This window comes from Erythrobacter sp. W36, from assembly GCF_057364935.1.
In genome coordinates this window covers 2543812-2563106 of the sequence record NZ_CP200281.1, presented here as the reverse complement: position 1 = coordinate 2563106, position 19295 = coordinate 2543812, and the positions used below count along the sequence as shown (strand labels likewise).

The window sequence follows — 19295 nt, the reverse complement described above, 5'->3', positions numbered from 1 at the left end:
ATGGCTGCTGCAGGCGATCAGTCTGGCGGTAACGCCTTGATCCTTACGCTTGATTGCGCTGACCAACCCGGCATCACCGCGCGGGTCACGGCGTTTCTGTTTGAGCGCGGCTGTAATATCCTTGAAGCGCAGCAGTTCAACGACCGCACCAGCGATCGTTTTTTCATGCGTGTCGCGTTTGATCCGACTGATCGTTCAAGTGAAGAGCTGCGCGAAGAGTTCAGCGCATTTGCCAGCGACTATGGCATGCACTGGAAGCTTGCGCTGCGCGATCGGCCACGCCGCGTGCTCATCATGGTCAGCAAGTTTGATCATTGCCTCGCCGATTTGCTCTATCGCTGGCGCACGGGCGAGCTGAATATCGAACCGGTTGCGATTGTCTCGAACCACCCGCGCGAAGCGGTGTCGCATAGTGAAATCGGCGATGTGCCGTTTTTCCATCTGCCGATCACCAAAGAGACCAAGCCCAAGCAAGAGGCGCAGATGCGCCAGATTGCTGACGATGTGGGCGCCGAATTGGTGGTCTTGGCGCGCTACATGCAGATTTTTTCAGACGAACAGTCGCTGCATTTTGCCGGGCGCTGCATCAATATCCACCACAGTTTCCTGCCTGGGTTTAAGGGAGCGCGACCCTATTATCAGGCGCATGCGCGCGGCGTAAAGATGATTGGAGCGACCGCACATTTCGTCACGCCAGACCTCGATGAGGGACCGATCATTCACCAAGATGTCGAGCCGATCAGTCATGCCGATCAGCCCGATGATCTGGTGCGTAAGGGACGCGATATTGAGCGCCGCGTTCTGGCTGAGGCCATCCGCTTGTTTGTTGAGGAGCGAGTGCTGCTAAACGACAGTCGGACAGTTGTGTTTAGGGGGTAAGCTCAAAGGGAATCGAATGATGATTGTAGAGCGCCTTGATCACATAAATATCATCACTGACAAGCTGTCTGAGACGGCGCAATTCTATGCCAATCTTCTCGACCTAGAGGAGCGCGACGGACCGCCTCATATGAAGCCGGATCAAGTGCGCTGGATCTATGATCGCAATGATATTGCCATTCTGCATCTCAATTCCGTTGAGTTCCCGCGCGTCTATGACCGCGCGGTTGCCACAGGGCAGGAAACCGGTTCGATCCATCATGTTGCGCTGAGGTGCAGCGATTTTGATCAGGTGAGGGCCCGCCTCGACAAGAACGGCGCCGATTATCAGATCAACGAGGTCCCCTCGATTGGCTTGCGGCAGATCTTCACCGCCGATCCAAACAACGTGCTGCTAGAGCTGAATTTCTTCGGCACATGAGCGGGACGAGTTTGGAGGGGCTATTGTAGACCTCCTGCCTTATCCTCGTTGGCGCGGTGGATCACATAAGCGCGGACGGCTTCGATCTCTTCGGGTGAAAGAGATTCGGCAAAGCTCACCATGCCGTTATCTTTTAATATCCCGTCGCCGACGACCGCCATCCAGCTTTGCTTGTTGCCGAGCGTTCCCGAGCGCCTGAGATCAGGCAGCACGGTAGAACCAACCGCTGCGGGCGCGTGACATACAGCGCAATAGCGAGCGTATTTTTCCGCGCCCAGTGCAATAGTCTGCTCGTCCGCGCGGCTTGCAGGAGGATCAAGCGGCAGCGCGGCGAGTTCGGGCTCCGGTGGCAGCTCCGCTTCACCGCCAAGCTTGAAGACCAACAGCTGCAGCTGATGTTTCGCACAGGCGCAAGATCATTGAGGAGCCCGCCATCAACTGTGATCGCATAAGCGCCGCCCCAACCGGCCAGAACAGCCACATATTGCTCGCCATCAACGGTGTAGGTGATGGGCGGGGCGACCACGCCAGTCTGCGCGCCAAAGCTCCAGACTTTGTCGCCCGTCGCTGCGCTGTAGGCGTTGAACTCGCTGCCCGCTGTGCCTTGGAAGACTAGGCCGCCGCCTGTTGCGAGTAGACCGCCATTCCAGGGGCCGGGATGATCGACGGTCCATTTCGCCTTTTGGCTAACCGGATCCCATGCGACCAGTTTGCCCTTGAGCGTGCCGACAACTTCGCGGCGAATGCCCAAATCGGGCGGCAAGTCGCCTGCCCCTAGATTAAAGCCGACGTTGAAACCGCGCGCGCGGTCTGGCTTCCAATTTGCCTCAGGCGCGTAGACCATCGCGGCCTCGAAAGCCGGGATGTAAACCAGATTTTCGCCCGGGTGATAGGCCATTGGATGCCAATTGTGTCCGCCCAGTGCACCCGGCGTAACAATCGCCGGCTTACCCGTTTTATCGACGCGGGTTTCGGGGTTTTCAATCGGGCGGCCATCTTCACCAATGCCGCTTGCCCAGTTCACTGCAACATAGGGTTCGGCAGAGATAAACTCCCCAGTTGCCCGGTCGATCACGTAGAAAAACCCGTTCTTGGGCGCTTGCATCAGAACCTGACGCTCGCTGCCATCGATCTCCATGTCGGCCAGGATGATGTGCTGGGTCGCGGTGTAATCCCAGGTCTCGCCCGGAGTGGTCTGATAGTGCCAGACATATTCGCCGGTGCTCGGTCGGATCGCCACGATTGACGATAGGTAGAGGTTGTCGCCTTCGCCCGTCCCGTCTTCGCCGGGTGAGCGATAGGCCCGGTTCCAGGGCGATCCATTGCCAACGCCAATATAGAGCAAGTCTAAATCCGGGTCATACGCCATCGAATCCCAGACTGTGCCGCCGCCGCCGATCGCGTCTTCACCGACCAGAGCATCGCCGCTCCAGGTTTCGGCTGCCGCTTTCAGATATTCGGGCGAAGCCTCGTCTTCGTTGCCTTCTGGGACAGTGTAGAAACGCCACAGCTCCTCGCCATCCTCCACATCATAGGCCGCCACATATCCGCGCACGCCAAATTCGGCGCCTCCATTGCCGATGATAACCTTGCCATCGATGATCCGCGGCGCGCCTGTAACAGTGTAGGACTGCGACTGGTCAACAGTTATTGTCTCCCACTCCACTTCGCCGCTGTCGCGGTTGAGCGCGATCAGACGTCCATCAAGCGTGCCAAGGAACAGTTTGTCCCCCCAAGCGGCGAGGCCCCGGTTCACGACATCGCAGCAGGCTTTGACCGCAGTCTCGCCAGGCACCTCGGGGTCGTAGTCCCACAAGGGCTCGCCAGAAGCGGCATCAAAGGCGCGGACTTTGCTCCAAGCGGTAGTAAGGTAGAGCTTGCCATCCATCACCAGCGGGGTGGCTTCCTGACCACGCGCGGTGTCCATATCGGCGAACCATTCGAGCCCCAGATCGCCTATGGTCTCTGCATTGATTTGCTCAAGCGGAGAGAAGCGCTGCTCTGAATAGGTGCGGCCATGGGTGATCCAATCCGCATCATTATCGCCGGCATTGACCAACGAGGCGTGCGTGATCCCGCCTTCTGCCTCGCCCTCTTCGAGCATCCCGCAACTCGCCAAAGCGATCGATGCCGCCAGCGCAAACCCTGTTCTTATCATTCTCGTGCCTCTCCCTCAGTGCAGCATGTTGCCGCGCATTCCTCCGCTTGTCCATCTTGGGAGTATGCTGAGGCAGGTTCGGTTGGGAATGCGGGCCTTTGCTATTGCGCATAGCTGGGTTAGGCTGCGGTAAAGGCAATCCAATGGTTGCCAAGATCAGATCGTAGGGGAGTTTGAGCTCATGGAATACGTACTTGGCGCATTGCTGCTGGTACTAATTGTGTTTCTGGTCATGGGTGTTCTCGTGGTCAAACAAGGCTTCGTCTACACAATCGAGACATTCGGCAAATACACCAAGGCTGCCGAGCCTGGTTTTCACATCATCTATCCGTTCGTGCAGCGAGTAGGGCAAAAGGTGAATGTGATGGAGCAGGTGCTCGACATTCCCGGCCAAGAGATCATCACCAAGGACAACGCCATGGTTGGCGTCGATGCGGTGGTGTTTTTCCAAGTGCTCGACGCTGGTAAGGCAGCCTATGAGGTGGCCAACCTTTACAATGCGATCATGGCGCTGACGACGACCAACTTACGTACAGTGATGGGGTCTATGGACCTTGATGAGACACTTTCTAAGCGTGATGAAATCAATGCACGCCTACTAAGCGTCGTGGATCATGCCACCTCGCCATGGGGCATCAAGATCACGCGCGTAGAGATCAAAGACATTCGCCCGCCACGTGATATTTCAGAGGCCATGGCGCGGCAGATGAAGGCAGAGCGCGTCAAACGTGCAGAAATCCTCGAAGCTGAGGGCGACCGTGCATCGAACATCCTGCGCGCTGAAGGCGACAAGCAATCCGCCATCCTGCAGGCGGAAGGCACGAAAGAAGCCGCATTCCGCGATGCCGAAGCGCGCGAACGCGCTGCTGAGGCAGAGGCGAAAGCTACCCAGATGGTGTCGGATGCAATCGCTTCGTCTGGCAGTCAGGCAATCAACTACTTTATCGCGCAAGAATATACGAAAGCCGTCGGCAAGTTTGCGGACAGCCCCAACGCCAAGACGATCCTGTTCCCGGTTGAGGCAACCCAGCTTATCGGTTCGCTCGGCGGGATTGGCGAATTGGTGCGCGAGGCTGTTACACCTGCTGAAGGCGATGTTACCACCCGGGCGGGGACGCCCTTGCCGCAATCGCGCGCTCGCGCCAGCGTGCCGCGCACAGGCGACCAATAATGGACGATTGGGGTTCTTTCGATCCGCATTGGATCTGGGTCGCTTTCGGCTTGGTCTTGGCCACGCTCGAAATGCTGGTGCCGGGCGTTTATCTCATCTGGCTGGCCGTTGCCGCGATCATCACCGGTCTGCTGACATTCGGTCTTGATCTCGGCCTACCAAGCCAAGTTGTGATCTTCGTATCGCTCTCCTTGATCGCCGTGTTCAGCGCGCGGCGTTTTCTCCGTGATCAACCGATCAAGAGCGCTGATCCGATGCTCAACCATCGCGGTGCGCAATTGGTCGGTCAAAGCGCAGTCGTGACGCAAGCGTTTGAGGGCGGCTCTGGCCGGATCAAGCACGGCGACAGCGAATGGCTCGCCCGCGGGCCTGATTTGGATGTCGGGCAGCGTGTCCGTATTTCTGGCAGCGAGGGAGCTGTGCTGCTCGTTGAGATCGCTCATGCAATCGAAAACGGTTCGCCATCTGAAGCCGATGGAGAGCCCAGCTGACTAGCTGGAAGCGCGCTCATTGCTAAGGCCAAATCGGCCAAACTTCCGGTAACGAACCATCCATTTGTCCAGAAACAGCCCAAGTGGCTTGGGTTCGATGCCCAGCTCTTTGAAACCTGGATGGTCGCCAGAGGTAACAGATCCAAGTTTGAGCAATGTCCACTGGTCCCGGCTCATCGGTGTGCCGGGCAGGGCCGCAAACAGCGCCGAGGCACCATCCGGCATGGCGATGAATTTGCGGGACCGACCCTGAGCAGCGGCAATGCGCTGATTAATTTCCATCATGCTGAGCTGTTCCGGGCCGCCAAGCTCAAAGGTCTTGCCGCCATGCTTGGCCGGATCCTCAAGCGTGCGCAGGACCGCCTCGGCCACGTCATCGACGAACACCAATTGCAGTTTCGCCTCAGGCGCAAAGACGGGGAGCGCCGGCAGGTTCGCAATCATTGAGCCAAACATGTTGAGGAAGTTGTCGTCTTTACCGAAGACAATCGATGGGCGCAGGATGGTAGCCTTGGGAAACGCAGCTGCCACACTCTCTTCACCCTGCGCCTTGGCGCGCGCATATTCGGCGCTGGAATTGGCATCGGGGCCAATCGCGCTGACATGCACAAAGGCTTTTACATCTGCCTGTGCGGCGAGCTTGGCCATGGTGCTAGGTGCCTCGCCCATGACCTTGGACTGGTCGCCATCAAACGTACCAACCAAATTGACCACATAGCTCGCGCCATCAATCGCGGCGGCCACGCTGGCCTCATTGGTGATGTCGCACCGGGCGAACTGAAGCTGACCAAGATTGGCGAGCGGTTTCAGCGAGAACCCATTTTCAGGATTACGGCTCGCAATGCGCAGGCGCGCGCCGCGCTCCAGCAGGCTTTGCGCGACGTAATTGCCGATAAAGCCGCCGCCACCAAATACAGTAACGAGTTTGTCTTGAAAGAGGTCTGATTTGGCCATTTGCCTGTGCTTTCCCAGCCTTAAGTAGTCTCGCTTCCCCATGTCCTAAGCCGCGCAGCACTGCAAGCGTCACGATCACTAAGCGGCTCCGGTATGCGTATTGGCGTTGACAGCAGGGCGCGCACATCGCTATTGGCCCGCCCTCACCGCGAGTACGCTGTTGCAGCGCCGCGAGCAGGTGTGCCCAGATGGCGGAATTGGTAGACGCGCTAGCTTCAGGTGCTAGTATTCGCAAGGATGTGGAGGTTCGAGTCCTCTTCTGGGCACCATTTGTTCTTCCCTTGTTCTCTCAGATAATCTATAAAAACCGCAGAAATCCAAGGGGTTTGGCCCTTGGATCGTCTCGGAATGTTCCGCCCAATCTCGGTCGTTCCAGACAATTTTGCGGGCCTTTTGTGGGCCTTTTGCAAAAGGCCCAAATGAAAAGGCCCACACATGCCTCTGACGGATACCAGACTCCGAGCCCTCAAACCGAAGGCAAAGCCGTACAAGGTCGCTGACGAGCGCGGCCTATATATCGAGGTCACACCCGCTGGTGGCAAACATTGGCGGTTTCGATATCGAATTGGAAAAGCGCAAAAGAAGGTGTCGCTCGGCAGCTACCCTGTGGTTAGCCTCAAGGATGCGCGAGAAGCAGCAATGGAAGCGAGGCAGACCATAGCTTCTGGCGGCGACCCAGCGGTGGAGAAGCGCAAACAGAGGATTAGGGATGAGTTTCTTTCGGCAAGTACTTTCGAGGCGGTCGCCCGCGAGTACATAGAGCAGATCATGGTTCAGAATGGCCGCGCTGAAGCGACTATCGTCAAGGCGAACTACTTTCTTGATAAGCTGACACCAGCGATCGGAAATCGGCCAATCCACGAGATCGAACCTTTCGAAGTGCTTGCGCCTCTGAAGCGTCTTGAAGCTACTGGGAAACACGAGACGGCAAAAAAATGTCGATCGTTTGCAGGACGGGTATTTCGGTATGGGGTGGCGACAACTCGGTGCAAATCTGATCCAACTTCGCTGTTGAAGGGAGCGCTCATCACTCCAAAGCCGACGCACTACGCCGCCATTCTTGATCCAGAGAAGCTAGGCGGGCTGTTGAGAGCTATCGACGACTTTGAAGGTTACACTCTCACAAAGTTTGCGTTGAAGATTGCCCCGCATGTTTTTGTGCGTCCTGGTGAACTGAGGCATGCTGATTGGGCGGAGTTTGACCTTGATGAAGGCGTCTGGCGGATCCCAGCAGGCAAGATGAAAGCGCGGCGCGCGCACGCGGTTCCGCTCTCAAAGCAGGTCATCAGCCTTTTCGAAGAGCTCGGCACCATGATGGGTAAATCAGGTTATGTGTTTCCATCAGCCCGGTCCGGTCTACGTCCCATGAGTGAAAACGCTTTGAACGCAGCCTTTAGAAGGATGGGGTTTAGCAAGGAGGAGGTCACCGCGCATGGGTTGAGGGCGACCGCATCTACCCTGCTCAATGAAAGCGGAAAATGGAGCTCAGACGCGATTGAGCGCGCGCTCGCGCATGGAGACAGTAATGCGATTCGCGGTGTTTATCATCGAGGTAAGCACTGGTCTGAGCGCGTAAAGATGTCGCAGTGGTGGAGTGACTATCTTGATAGCCTCAAGTTGGGCGGTGACTTGGTATTGCTGAAAGCGAGCTAACTCTTGAGCTCCTTCAAGATCGCGCTCATTGTTTGGCGTATGCCATCCATCGCCGGATAACGTTTCTCACATATCCTGGGGTTTCTCGATTTTTCGGAATGCCTCCTGCTCGCGATACGGCACCTGGGCCAGCATTGTAGGCTGCCAATGCGAGATGGATCGCACCGAACTGATCGAGCATCTGCCGTAAATATCTTGCGCCGCCATCGATGTTTTGAGCGGGGTCATGCCGATTGGTAACCCCGAGCTCCCGTGCTGTTGCTGGCATGAGCTGGGCTAATCCAGCCGCCCCTGCTGGGCTGATTGCCATCGGATTGAACCGTGATTCTTGCCAGGCTAACGCTTGGAGGAGCCTTGGCGGCAAGCGGTGACGAGCTTCCGCTTGACGGATCAGAGGCTCGTAGAGCGCCTCTTTGAAGCTTCGTTCAATCTGCGAATTCTGACTTCTAGGATCGTGTTGAACGTCCGCTCGTCGGTCTGACGCGCTTTCAACCGACCCCATATCGTGATCGAAAATCTGGAATTCTTGCGCGATTGCGCAGCTTGGGACTGCCAGTCCTAGCGTACCTATCCCGATCGCTATTTTCGAACTTTTCACTGAGCAATCTCTCAATCTTGATAATTCTGGCGTGAGAACATATTATGAACGCATGGGTGTAGGAAACCATATGATTGGTTGCACCAACAAGAGGAGAGGGAAGCGACAGAAGGGGCAATTGAGCAACTAAGGAGCTCGCATGTCCTTTTCGAATTCCCATCAGTCTCGCGTGTCGTTTGAGGCAACCGCTCGCAAGCTCTGCGAGAGCCGCGGCGGGAAGTGGTCTGGCACCAAGGGCATGGCCCGTTGTCCAGCGCACGATGACCGCACGCCTTCGCTCGGTGTCACGCTTGGCCGAAAGGCGATCCTCCTACATTGTTTCGCAGGGTGTGATCAGGCGCGCGTGCTCGCTGCCCTCGCCCGTGAAGGGATCGAGACCTCAGCTCTATTCTCAGGCTCTTCTGACGAATTTCCGTTCCAGCCGAGGTATTCCAGCAAGCCATCAGCTGCAGCACTCCGCATCTGGCGCGATGCCCGACCCCTGCAGCGAAGTCCTGCCAAGGCATATCTCGAAGAGCGCGGCATCCTCGCAACCTCCCATGCGCTGAGGTTTCATCCGCGCACACCGCTTGGACCGAAAGGTCGCGCGCGCTTCTTGCCGGCGATGATCGCTTCGGTCAGCCTCGACGAGGGGCCGATTGCCGTTCACCGGACTTTCCTGTCGCATTCCGGCGATACGCAGGCATCGTTTGCCAAGCCGAAACGTGCTCTGGGGTCTCTCGGCAAGGCGGCAGTCCGTCTGTTCGCACCCGCCGACGGAAGGCTCGGTCTCGCCGAAGGCATTGAAAGCGCGATGTCGGCCTATGCGCTCACCGGTATCCCAACTTGGGCAACGCTGGGCAATGAACGCTTCGGTTTGGTTAGTATCCCTGAGAGCATCACAGAGCTTCATCTGTTCGTCGACCACGATGCAGGTGGAGAACTCGCGGCAACTCGCGGACTGGAAGCCTACGTTTCATCCAATCGCAAAATCCTGATCCGCAAGGTCAGATCGCGAGGCGCAGACTGGAACGATGAACTGCAGACGTGGCTGCTCCGAAAGAGCAAGACTTAGAGGAGAGAGAGCTCCTGGGTCTTTGGCCGCACGGTTGTCGTGAGGCGCAACAAAGACAGGAGACTACTCATGATCCAATCCATTCCTCTCAAGAAACTAATCTCAAGCCCTCGCAACGTACGCAAAGCAAGCGACGTTCTTGCCGATTTGCAATTGCGGGCTGATATCGCGGCACGGGGGCTTCTCCAAAATCTGGTAGTTCGCAAAGCCACCCGAGGGAAATTTGAAGTCGAAGCTGGTGGGCGCCGCCTCGCTGCATTGCAAGCGTTGGTAGAGGAAGGCACGCTTCCCAAGAACCATGAGGTCACTTGCCTTGTCATCGAAGGCGAGGAAAGCGAAGTGCGCGAAGCGAGCCTTGCCGAGAACTTCCAGCGCCTCGCAATGAACCCGGCCGACGAGGCGCAGGCATTCGCTACGATCATCGACGCGGGAGCCAGCACTGAAGACGTGGCTCGCCGGTTCGGTCTCACAGTCCGTTTTGTCGAAGGACGCCTACGCATAGCGGGGCTCGCACCTTGTGTCTTCGAAGCGCTCGCCGAAGGAACGATCACGCTCGACATGGCCAAGGCCTATGGAGCGATCTCCTACATCGACCGTCAAGCACACGTCTACGCCGAGCTGCAGGATGCTTGGTACCAGATCACGCCTGACACGATCCGGCGCATGGTGCTCGATGCCACTGTTCGAGGCTCCGACCCGCGCGCTGTTCTGGTCGGGCGCGATGCCTACCTCGCTGCAGGCGGCCGCATCGAACGCGAACTGTTCGACGACGAAGCCAGCGAGAGCTGGATCGATGTCGCGCTGCTCGAAGGCCTTGCCCAGAAAGCGATGGAAGACGCTGCGAAGAGGGCTGCTGAAGAACACGGACTTGCCTGGGTTCGACCCACCCTTGGCAACTATGTTAGCCACGATCTTGTCGAGGGCCTCAATCGGCTTCCATTCGAGCTGGCTCCACTCTCCGAAGAGGAAGCCCGCGAGCTCAGCGACCTCGAAGCCGACTACGACCGGACGGCGGCCATCCTCGAAGATGAAGACAGCGATGAAAGCGAGATCGCCAAGGCGGAAGAAGAACTTGTCTCGATCGACAGAGCGATGCGCGATCTCAACGATCGTCCGCCGGTGCTTGCAGACGAGCTTAAGGCAGAGACTGGAGCGTTCCTTGTGCTTTCGCGGAATGGTGAACCCGCAATGGTGCCGCAGTACTACACGGAGGCAGAAGTCATCGACGATGATGACGGAGCTGTCGAACCGGTGGACGCAGGTGCTGATACCAAGCGCAGAAGCGGCGCGCTTTCGCAGCGCCTGCTCGACGAGCTCGCGATGCAACGTCGCGATATACTGGCTATCCATCTCGCCAACAATCCCGCGCTTGCGCTCGACTTCATGATCTTCACGCTCGCGGATGCCGATGGGCATGACTGGCGCGCGAAGAAAGCATCGACGCTCGTAGGATCGGTCGCATCGGGACCGGTGGCCGGTTTCGAGGCCAAGGATGCGCCCGCAAGCGCAGCGCTTGCTGAATTCGCCGCTACGCTCGACGAAAGCTGGCGCTCCGGTGAGACCGATGTCGAACGGTTCGAACGCTTCCGCGCGTTGAGCGATGAGGCACGTTCGGGCTGGCTCGGCCATGTCGTATCCCGAACGCTGGTCGCAAGCCTTGCCTGCGAAGGCGATCGCTCGGCGCCGCTGCACGAGATCCTCGGGTCGTTGCTCAAGATCGAAACCGCGCATTGGTGGCGGCCAACGGCGGCGAACTTCTTCGATCGTGTGGCCAAAGCGCGCACACTCGAAGCGCTCGATGCAGCAGGCGGCGCTGAACTCGTCAGCCGCTATGCAGGTTCGAAGAAAGCAGAACTGGCGAGCGCAGCTGAACGCATCTTCTCCGGCAATTTCATCGGAGAGGCGGATGTGAAGATGCGAGCGGGAGAGTGGGTGCCGGAGATCATGCGCTTCGGGTCACCTGAGGAACCAGTCGAGGATGAAACTGCGGACCCGGCTGAGGACGAGACCGCGAACGAAATTGCCGAGCAGGCTGCCTGACCCCTCCTGACAGGTCCAGGTCACTCGGCGGGCGGTCCGTCCCTCTCGGGACGGGCCGCCTTTCTTCATGTCAATTTTTGGGCCGAAACCCGACAGTCCGCTGGTCTGAGGCTGAAGTCAAAAAGCGGACCGTTGAGCACACGATCCCGCTACGGTCATTCGGCCTTACGCTCGATGTTCAAGAGCGCAGGCGAACGTCCCGTCAGGCTTCGCAGATCGTTGATCATGTGTGCCTGATCAAAGAACCCGTATTGATACGATAATGCAGCCCAGTCCGGTATTTTGGTCTGATCCGCCTGAGCGATGACGGCATTCGCCCGAACGATGCGGCTGTAAGCTTTCGCCGATACACCCACTCGCTTCTTGAAGCCTGTTCGAAACTGGCGCTCGCTCAGACCAATCCGCTCCCGGATCGCACGTAGAGATGCTGTCCCTCGCATTCGGCGGATCATAGCCACTGCGAGGTCGATGTTCCCGTTGACTACGTCGGTGGTCATATCCAGAACTGGCCGAGCCATTGCCTCCGCAATCGCGTCGACCTGCGCACCGCGGTTCGCCAAATGGAGCGCGTTGTCGAAATTGTCATTTTGCCACTCCACAATCTGGCTAAGCGCAGTCTTCGTTTGAAATGCCCAATGCATTTTGAGCAAGCTCGGGGGCGATGGCTATACCGATGAGCTCGGTCGGTCTTTGCGGTGCATAGAAATATGGATTTGGCTGCGGCCCATGCAGCCGAAGTTTCACATCTGCAATTTCGCCGCTCACAGTCCATTCGCGCCAGATGACAAGCGAGAGATACCAAAACGGCACCATACGATGAGGGGCTGCGGTGGCATTTGGAACGCCGTGACACCAGAGTCGAACTTGGTGTCCGGCTTGGAGCAGGGGCAAGAGGCGAAACGTCCCAACCATACGCAGTGTCTAAAGCAAGAGTGGCTGTAGGAACAGAGCGGGCAAGCGTCGCCGCCGGTTTTTCCAATACGCTTGCGATAATCCGTGTCAGATATGGGTGCCCTATCAATTCGGACAGACAGGAAGATAGCCAAATGTCAAAGTCACTGAGACGTCGCTTCACAACACCAGCCGCAGCCCTCTTTGCGGCCCAGGCTATCGGCGGGTTTGGCGCGAGTACGGTGTCGGCGGCGACAACTGATTGGCGACCAATCCCTCTCGACGAACAAGCCTTTGATTTTTCTGAAGCCTCGTCTTTCCGCGTTGAGAATGTGCAAGGACGCGAGGCGCTATGCCTTGATGGCGAAGCCTTTGCGCGCGGTGTCAGTCTCCAAAATGGCTCGATTGCCGTCGACATCGCGAATGATGACCGCCGACGTTTTGCCAATGTCATTTTTCGCGCTGGCACTCGCGACAATTACGAGACAGCTTATTTCAGGATGCACAAATCGGGCCAGTTTGATGCGGTGCAATACACGCCGCATTTGAATGGTGAGACAAATTGGCAGCTTTTCCGAGAAGCTCAATTGCGTGCGGATTTCGGGAATGATCCATGGATCACTTTGCGCGTCGATTTTGTAGGGGATCGCGCAAAAGTGTCCTTGGGCGGTGATGGTGCTGGACCCGCTTTGACCACTGATTTGACGCTTCCTGCTGAACGCGGCGCGATCGGCCTTCGCACCCTGTTCGAAGGCTGTTTTTCAAACTTCCGATATTCTTCGGCGAGGCCCTCATTCGATACAGAGGCCGAAGAGGGAGGCATGTCTCCCACTCTTGAACAATCAGCACCCGGCCATATCGAGCAATGGGCATTGTCCGATCCATTCCCGCTTGAAGACTGGGCTGGCATCGCTGCGAGGCTTCCTCAAAACCCACAATGGAGCACCGCTGACGTGGAGCGCAACGGGCGCCTGTTGATCTCACGCTATATCCAAAAGCAATCGTCGGGCAGCTTTGAAAGGAACCGCCTCGACGCCGTCTATGCAGGCGTGGCAATTCATTCAGACGATGATCAAGTCGCCGAATTGCAGATCGATGCAAGCGACATGGCGACGGTCTGGCTTAATGGATCGGTGCTCTATTCCTTCGACAACAGCTTTCGCGCCAAAGGGCCGCTATTTCGCGGGGATTTTGATGCAACGAAACAATCGCTGAGTTTGAGGTTAAATGAAGGCCGAAATGAGCTGATAGTCCTAGTCGCCGAACGCGCGAATGGATGGGGTCTTGCCGGTCGTGTATTGGTAGAGAATCCAGTGAGCATTGAAGCGATTGACGCAGACCAATGACGTTTGCGCAGGAGCATAATTCAGCTCCGTTGCCCAAACACCCGGAGGCAACAAATGCTTCGCTGGCTTGAGAAGACGATCAACCAAAGCCGGACAACTGTAATGACAGCGCCGGGCGTACTGAAAATTCACAACGTGGAGGCCAAGTTTCACAGCGCATCCAATAATCGCCGATCACCATATGGTAAGCTCTCACAAGATCGTTGGAGCGATGGGCAGGAACGCTTTAGTCTGACCCTACGCAACCTGCCCGATAGTCATGGTGGCAAAGTGCGCCTCCTGAGCGAAGGTAATCTTGTCGCTGAGTTTAATGTGTCGGGCTCAACACTCAAATTTCAATGGAAGGGCTATTCCAGCGAGGATATCCCGCTCATCGCCATTGGTGACTGCGTCACGATTGAAGCTGGCTCAACAGTTCTCAACGCCATCGTGGAAGCTGACTGATCGTATGGCGACGAGAGAGCACCTCGGATTTGGGTCTAGCGTGTGGCCAAAGGTGTAGTCGGTGTGGCCGATGAGGTCGTGATCAGGTAATCGAAACCGAGCACCAGAAAACGCGTCATGGGTTCAAGCTCGGCAAGCCCTGCATTGCCAAGTCTGCGCTTGACAGGATCGAGATCGATGACGAAGTGACCTTCGCTGATATCGATCATCTCAAGATCTATTCCGCTATCTGCTAGCAGCGTTCGCAATTCATCTGCACTTACCGGCCTTTCGCTAAAGGCTCCTTCGGGTGAAGGCATGATTGCCGTAGCCGTCCCACCAATCGGGAGATAGGCGACATGCAGTGCCTCCAACCCGTTGGACGCCGCCATCCCTTCGATCAGCGATCCCAGATCGAATGTCGACATTGAAGATGTTGCTCGGCCACCATGCGTCAATCCGAATTTCATCAATACGCGTGGTGCAGCTTCGTTGCCTTGTAAAGCAGATTGATAATGGCGCAGGAAATTGCGGCGGATCAGCTCCACTCGGTCGAGATTATTATCGAGTCCTCGCCCCATGACGAAAGACTGATAGATCAATTGGCTGCGCTCCATCGCCGCGATCCTATCCAGCGCATCGGAATTGCCTGCGAAAGCGTTGCGCAGTTCCTGCCATCCATCGGCGTCGATCTTGGCGAAGAGAACGGCCCCCTGGTTCCCGCTGGCAAAAGCCTCACGCTCGTTCTGTTCAAGACGTTTAACCAGCGCAGGATTTTTCGATTCCATGTTGCTGAGGATTTCTAGATGGATAAGCGGTGACCCGATAAATTCTTGGTCCACGCCCCATAACCTGCCACTTTGAGCAAAGGCAGTCGCGGCGCGCGCTTCTTCGACAGAGTTCAGGAACGGTATAGCCAAGGGCCGCCCACTCAATTCTTCTGCGAGACCAGCCTCGCCGCCCTCAAGCAAAGTCTGCTGCAACCATTCGGCTGAATATGGACCGACTTCGATTGCATAGTAGCGGAAATCATAGGCCCGCGTCTCAGATGCAAATGCGGACAAGAGCAGGGGCGCATCAGCATGTCCATGGGCTTCGCCTATCATTACAAATTGCGCTTGTTGCAATTCTTCACGCAGGAGACTCGCCCCCGCCCCTTCAAAGCCGCTTTCGGAAAATGCCAGTGGTAAAGCAGCAATTTCGGCAGTCTGCACTACGGTCGCCTCGGCTTGAGATGGCTCATCCGCTAGAGCCGCGGAATTGGCAAATAGCGCCGCGGCGCTGGTCGCAGCAAGAAGTGGACGCAATATTCTCATAAGTGCTCTCCGTCTTGGATGCCTAAGTGTATCACATTGGTAATGCGGCAAGTCACTCGGAAAATTTCATCCAAAGTTCTAGGAACGCGTCAGCGATCGGTGCTCCCTGACGCTATTCAGCGCCGCGAGGCTCAATCTTGCGGAGTCATTCCGACACTGGGTCGACAAACAGGTTAGGGCGGCTTTCTCCGCCTTCCCAGGCATCGGCTGACAAGGCGTTGGGATAGATCCTCAATCCATGGCCCGCTTGGGGAATTTCCACCCAGGTCGCCGTACCGGGTCGCAGCCGATTCACCGTATCAACAATCACGCGGTGCCCATGGCGGCTCTCAAACTGCTCATATTCCGCATAGACCACCATCACGGGGACATTCAGCGTCGCCCATGCGGACAGCCAGTCCTTCTCGGCCGCTTGCCAATGCCATCTGTAAGGACGTCCATAATGCGGTGCTTCGCTTGTTCCGAACAAGGATTCCCATACACCAGCCAAGGCCGGGATTTGCGCTTCAATCTGCGCAGGCTCCATTTTGCCGAGAAGATAATGCCGATGAAACTCCATTCGGCGGCGCATTTCAGCGTCAATCTCTTCCGGGCGGAACTCCGGCTGGCGTTCGAGTTGCAAACGATCGAAATGCAGCATCCGCTCGAAATAGGTGAGTGCCCCGCCGCCCTGAACGACCACGCCAGCGATCGGTTTACCTTGAGCGACGAGTGGGGCAGTTGTTGACCCTAGGCTTGATCCCATGATTACAATTCGGTCTTGATCAATCCATGGGTGAGTGGACAACTGATCGAACGCCTCACGGTAGTGGCGGACCTCGGTATCGTAATCGAGCGCGTCACATCCGGGACCTTCGCTTTCCCCGGTCCCAGATCGTTCCAGCCGGATCAGCGCATGATTAGAATCGGCCGCGACGCGTTCTTCCATAGCAACTCGGGCAGAATTCGGAGCAATCGAATAGCAAGCGACCGCCTGCGTGAAAAAGACCGCCGGTAAGGGCGCGCTCGCGGTCGCAGGCTTCGAGACATAAGCTGCAAGTTGCAGCCCCTCGGACATCGTCACCGTTACACGTTCATGCACCAATGCATCCGACGCATCCTCTGCGTACGCTGAACATGGCACGCATAGTATTAGCGCTCCGATTGCGAGAATAGAATTTGAGTAGGTCATGCCGCTTTTTTGCGAAAGCGCTGCGGCCCGATCAAGTTGTTTGGGACGAAGGGACGAGCGAGTTGCCTTTGACGACTTTAGCCCGGTACCGGTTACCAATTGGAAGCCGAGTTCCATCGAGCAGCAGGACATGTTTTCGCTCAAACTGCCGGACCGCCGCTGGATGGACCGCATATTGGCGGTGCACTCTGATGAAGCATGAGCCGGTATCCCTCAGGAACTGCGTCAACGAAGATCGTTTAAGCACGGGTGGACAGCTTGCTCGGTGCATTTCGATGTAATTGCCTGCGGACATAACCCAATCGCAATCGCTTCCGCGTTCCGCGCCTAGCCATATCCGGGTTGAACGCGCCGTGCTCAGTGTTGCGGTTCCGAGCTTCCAGAAAGGCAAAAAGCCCCAAGCCCATGGCGATGAGAGTGGCAGCCGGGATGCGCCTGATGAGGTCAAAGCCGGTTAGCAAAGAGCTGTGTAAAGCTGCCTCGAGCAGAAGAGACGCGCTCGTAGCCGCCAAGAAGATAGCGATCAGCACGAACCAGTTGCGCGATGTTCGACCCAATTCGAATGCGGCAATCCAGGGGGCAATGTTGATAATGCCCCACGAAAATGCCTCAAACAAAGTGGCCGGGTTGCCGGATGCATAGCGATAAGCGAGGCAATATATCGAGTTCAGAACAACCGCGGCCGCGATACCCAATAACATTCTTTTCCCCAGTGAAGCTGCCCGATATTGTTTTGCCAACGACATAATTCTTCGAACAACTCATCACATTTCATCGCTCACAACGCAGCGGCGCGAACGCATCCTACACCTTAAGCAGATTCCGCAAAATGCATTTTTTCGAGTTTCCAAGCGCGCTTCGCAAGAGTTCTTCGTATGAATAGTTGCACGAAATTTCTATCCTCACCCTCAATCTAAGACCTCGCGCGGCAGCTTGAACTATTTGGACCGGCAGAAGATTGTCCGCTTTCACTCCCAGATACCGCCCTTGAACGGTGGCTTAAACTGGGCCGTAAGCAGACTGTTTGGTTCTGTCCACGAATCAACACAATCCCACCCCAGCTTACCGTCAAAATGTCGCTGTACCGATTCGAACAGATTCTGACCTGGGTTTCAAATTAGGGACAGGGTTGTGCACTCCATTGGCCCGCTCGTTTGCCGCGTGCGCACATGAATTGGCGCCACAATCCGGTAACTTTCCAGCCACCTGTCTGTTGGTCCTGGCGCGCAGAAGCAAAGGTTCGGCGGCCTGAAATGCTGTCATCCAGATAGCCATGCTCCTCTATCCGAATGGCCATGAAGCGGCGGTCGGCGAGCTTCTGCATCGGTTCTCTCCGCCACTGCGCAGATCCGAATGAAATGCTGGCGCTCGGCCGACCTTCCCCACTTCCTGGATGCTCCCCTAGCAATTGCGCCGCCAGTTCACCGAGTGTGGGTGCCTTGATCGGGTCAGATTTCTTTCCTTGACGCTTGATCCAGTCGGAAAATTGGCGCTTTGAATAGGTGGTCATCGTCTCGGACGAAGGGATCTGTCGTTGGTTGGGCCCAGCAAAACAGCGACGGGCCGCACGACTTCCGAATTGGGTTTCACTCGCATCGAGGACGCCGAGATAGCGATCGTTGACGATCACCGAATAGCGTCGCGGTCCGGCGGCCTCCACCTCTTGTTCCAAAACTCGCGAGCCCATGCAGTCAGCGGTTCCAATCCGGGCCTCGCCAATCTGCTTGAACCCACCATTCACAGTGATGCTCGCTGTGTCGCCATCGATCTGAATATCGAAAGCACCTTCGTGGCGAGGTGAGGTGGGCAGGCAACCGCTCGCTATTTCTGCTTTTAGGGTATTTGTCCCTGTGGCAAGCTCAAGACAGATTTGCCCGACCCTCGCCTGGGCCTGCGTTGTCATTAGGCTAGTAGCTAGAACGCCGAGCGCAACGCTTTGTGCAATTGTCTGGTGGGTCACAATATTTCTCCGTCCAAAAACTGTGTTCTGATGGCCTGATATTAGTCCAGAACACGAGCGGCTCGATGGGGTGAAGCCCCCAACCGGATTTCTGTCTCCTGAACGCAAAGCCCCTCCAGTTGGGGGATCGCCCCCATTCATTCGAAGCAAGTCTGCTGCGACAACGTCCCCACATTCGAGATACAAACGAGGAGACCATTTATGACCTGCATAACTGCCAAGCGATTGAGTTTCGCCGCAGCCGCTGCTTTGGCACTAGGCAGCGTGACAGCGCCCGCCGCGGCTCAGATGCGCGCCATTCTACCAACCATTGATCAGGTCGAGCCGCTTGGCTCCCTGCCGATCGACGGTGTCTGGGAAATCCGCGAAATCGGCGAGCGTATCGTGATCGACAATGGTCATGCCTATGCCGAAGATGGCTGGGTGCACATGATGCTGTTCCAGATTGAGCCGGAGCAGGTCGTGCTTCAGAATATCCGCGAGCTCGCCGATGGCGATTTTATAGCGCAGGATTTGCCGTTGATGTCGGCGGTGAAGTTTGAGTGGATCGATGAAGACACGCTGCGTGCTCGCACCGAAGCGCTGATCCCTATGACCTATCACCTGGAGCGTGTGTCTGGCGGCCCGCGATCTGATTGGACCGATCCTGATGATGATGGGCGGGATGATCGTGACGACGATGATTCTCGATCAACCTCCATCCAACGATGATGATGACGATTACGTGTCACCGTGGTGACGCTGCCAAGACTCAACGAAATGCGAATAG

Annotated in this window: 18 protein-coding genes, 1 tRNA gene and 1 pseudogene; 11 read left to right on the top strand and 9 right to left on the bottom strand. The window is 56.7% G+C overall.

Features of this window, described 5'->3' with window-relative positions; all coding sequences use genetic code 11:
• Both purU and AC0V6U_RS12520 read left to right on the top strand, forming a co-directional pair.
• On the top strand, positions 1-879 hold the full coding sequence (purU, locus tag AC0V6U_RS12525) for a formyltetrahydrofolate deformylase (RefSeq protein ID WP_472643496.1): 879 nt from the start codon (positions 1-3) through the stop codon (positions 877-879).
• Between the two features lie 16 nt (positions 880-895).
• On the top strand, positions 896-1300 hold the full coding sequence (locus AC0V6U_RS12520; protein ID WP_472643495.1) for a VOC family protein: 405 nt from the start codon (positions 896-898) through the stop codon (positions 1298-1300).
• 20 nt (positions 1301-1320) lie between these two features.
• Here AC0V6U_RS12520 and AC0V6U_RS12515 read toward each other — a convergent pair.
• A pseudogene (locus AC0V6U_RS12515) lies at positions 1321-3404 on the bottom strand (PQQ-dependent dehydrogenase, methanol/ethanol family).
• Positions 3405-3639: 235 nt separating this feature from the next.
• On the opposite strand from AC0V6U_RS12515, the gene AC0V6U_RS12510 reads away from it, so the two are divergent.
• Positions 3640-4629, top strand: coding sequence for an SPFH domain-containing protein (locus AC0V6U_RS12510; RefSeq protein WP_472643494.1), 990 nt, complete (start codon positions 3640-3642; stop codon positions 4627-4629).
• On the top strand, positions 4629-5120 hold the full coding sequence (locus tag AC0V6U_RS12505; RefSeq protein ID WP_472643493.1) for an NfeD family protein: 492 nt from the start codon (positions 4629-4631) through the stop codon (positions 5118-5120). Before AC0V6U_RS12510 ends, AC0V6U_RS12505 begins: the two co-directional genes overlap by 1 nt.
• Here AC0V6U_RS12505 and AC0V6U_RS12500 read toward each other — a convergent pair whose 3' ends face one another.
• Positions 5121-6074 (bottom strand): complex I NDUFA9 subunit family protein, encoded by a 954-nt coding sequence (locus AC0V6U_RS12500; protein WP_472643492.1) that lies wholly within the window; start codon positions 6072-6074, stop codon positions 5121-5123. It abuts the gene before it with no gap.
• A gap of 182 nt (positions 6075-6256) precedes the next feature.
• Between AC0V6U_RS12500 and AC0V6U_RS12495 the strand changes: the two genes are divergently transcribed.
• Positions 6257-6343 (top strand) — tRNA-Leu (locus tag AC0V6U_RS12495).
• A gap of 166 nt (positions 6344-6509) precedes the next feature.
• A complete protein-coding gene (locus AC0V6U_RS12490) occupies positions 6510-7727 on the top strand; it encodes a tyrosine-type recombinase/integrase (RefSeq protein WP_472643491.1) in 1218 nt (405 codons plus the stop codon).
• A 25-nt stretch (positions 7728-7752) separates the two neighbouring features.
• Here AC0V6U_RS12490 and AC0V6U_RS12485 read toward each other — a convergent pair whose 3' ends face one another.
• Positions 7753-8325: a transglycosylase SLT domain-containing protein gene (locus AC0V6U_RS12485; RefSeq protein WP_472643490.1), complete on the bottom strand. Its 573-nt coding sequence runs from the start codon at positions 8323-8325 to the stop codon at positions 7753-7755.
• Between the two features lie 139 nt (positions 8326-8464).
• On the opposite strand from AC0V6U_RS12485, the gene AC0V6U_RS12480 reads away from it, so the two are divergent.
• Together AC0V6U_RS12480 and AC0V6U_RS12475 are read left to right on the top strand one after the other, a co-directional pair.
• Positions 8465-9379 carry a DUF7146 domain-containing protein gene (locus AC0V6U_RS12480; protein ID WP_472643489.1) on the top strand — a complete coding sequence of 305 codons (915 nt, stop codon included), beginning with the start codon at positions 8465-8467 and terminating at the stop codon, positions 9377-9379.
• A gap of 69 nt (positions 9380-9448) precedes the next feature.
• On the top strand, positions 9449-11419 hold the full coding sequence (locus AC0V6U_RS12475) for a ParB/RepB/Spo0J family partition protein (RefSeq protein ID WP_472643488.1): 1971 nt from the start codon (positions 9449-9451) through the stop codon (positions 11417-11419).
• Between the two features lie 155 nt (positions 11420-11574).
• On the opposite strand, the gene AC0V6U_RS12470 is transcribed toward AC0V6U_RS12475, so the two are convergent.
• On the bottom strand, positions 11575-12060 hold the full coding sequence (locus AC0V6U_RS12470; RefSeq protein WP_472643487.1) for a helix-turn-helix domain-containing protein: 486 nt from the start codon (positions 12058-12060) through the stop codon (positions 11575-11577).
• 405 nt (positions 12061-12465) lie between these two features.
• On the opposite strand from AC0V6U_RS12470, the gene AC0V6U_RS12465 reads away from it, so the two are divergent.
• Both AC0V6U_RS12465 and AC0V6U_RS12460 read left to right on the top strand, forming a co-directional pair.
• Positions 12466-13656 (top strand): hypothetical protein, encoded by a 1191-nt coding sequence (locus AC0V6U_RS12465; protein WP_472643486.1) that lies wholly within the window; start codon positions 12466-12468, stop codon positions 13654-13656.
• Positions 13657-13710: 54 nt separating this feature from the next.
• Entirely contained in the window at positions 13711-14100 is a 390-nt protein-coding gene (locus AC0V6U_RS12460) for a hypothetical protein (protein WP_486169486.1), read from the top strand.
• A 35-nt stretch (positions 14101-14135) separates the two neighbouring features.
• Here AC0V6U_RS12460 and AC0V6U_RS12455 read toward each other — a convergent pair whose 3' ends face one another.
• The 5 genes from AC0V6U_RS12455 to AC0V6U_RS12435 form a co-directional block, all read right to left on the bottom strand.
• Entirely contained in the window at positions 14136-15395 is a 1260-nt protein-coding gene (locus AC0V6U_RS12455) for a hypothetical protein (RefSeq protein WP_472643484.1), read from the bottom strand.
• Positions 15396-15540: 145 nt separating this feature from the next.
• A complete protein-coding gene (locus AC0V6U_RS12450) occupies positions 15541-16476 on the bottom strand; it encodes an alpha/beta fold hydrolase (protein ID WP_486169485.1) in 936 nt (311 codons plus the stop codon).
• A gap of 121 nt (positions 16477-16597) precedes the next feature.
• Complete coding sequence (locus tag AC0V6U_RS12445) at positions 16598-16837, bottom strand: LytTR family transcriptional regulator DNA-binding domain-containing protein (RefSeq protein ID WP_472643482.1); 240 nt, start codon at positions 16835-16837, stop codon at positions 16598-16600.
• Entirely contained in the window at positions 16806-17306 is a 501-nt protein-coding gene (locus tag AC0V6U_RS12440) for a hypothetical protein (RefSeq protein WP_472643481.1), read from the bottom strand. The genes AC0V6U_RS12445 and AC0V6U_RS12440 overlap by 32 nt, the downstream gene beginning before the upstream one ends.
• Positions 17307-17683: 377 nt before the next feature.
• Positions 17684-18469, bottom strand: coding sequence for a hypothetical protein (locus AC0V6U_RS12435; protein ID WP_472643480.1), 786 nt, complete (start codon positions 18467-18469; stop codon positions 17684-17686).
• 258 nt (positions 18470-18727) lie between these two features.
• On the opposite strand from AC0V6U_RS12435, the gene AC0V6U_RS12430 reads away from it, so the two are divergent.
• Positions 18728-19237, top strand: a complete 510-nt coding sequence (locus tag AC0V6U_RS12430) for a hypothetical protein (RefSeq protein WP_472643479.1) — start codon at positions 18728-18730, stop codon at positions 19235-19237.
• The last annotated feature ends 58 nt before the right edge of the window (positions 19238-19295 follow it).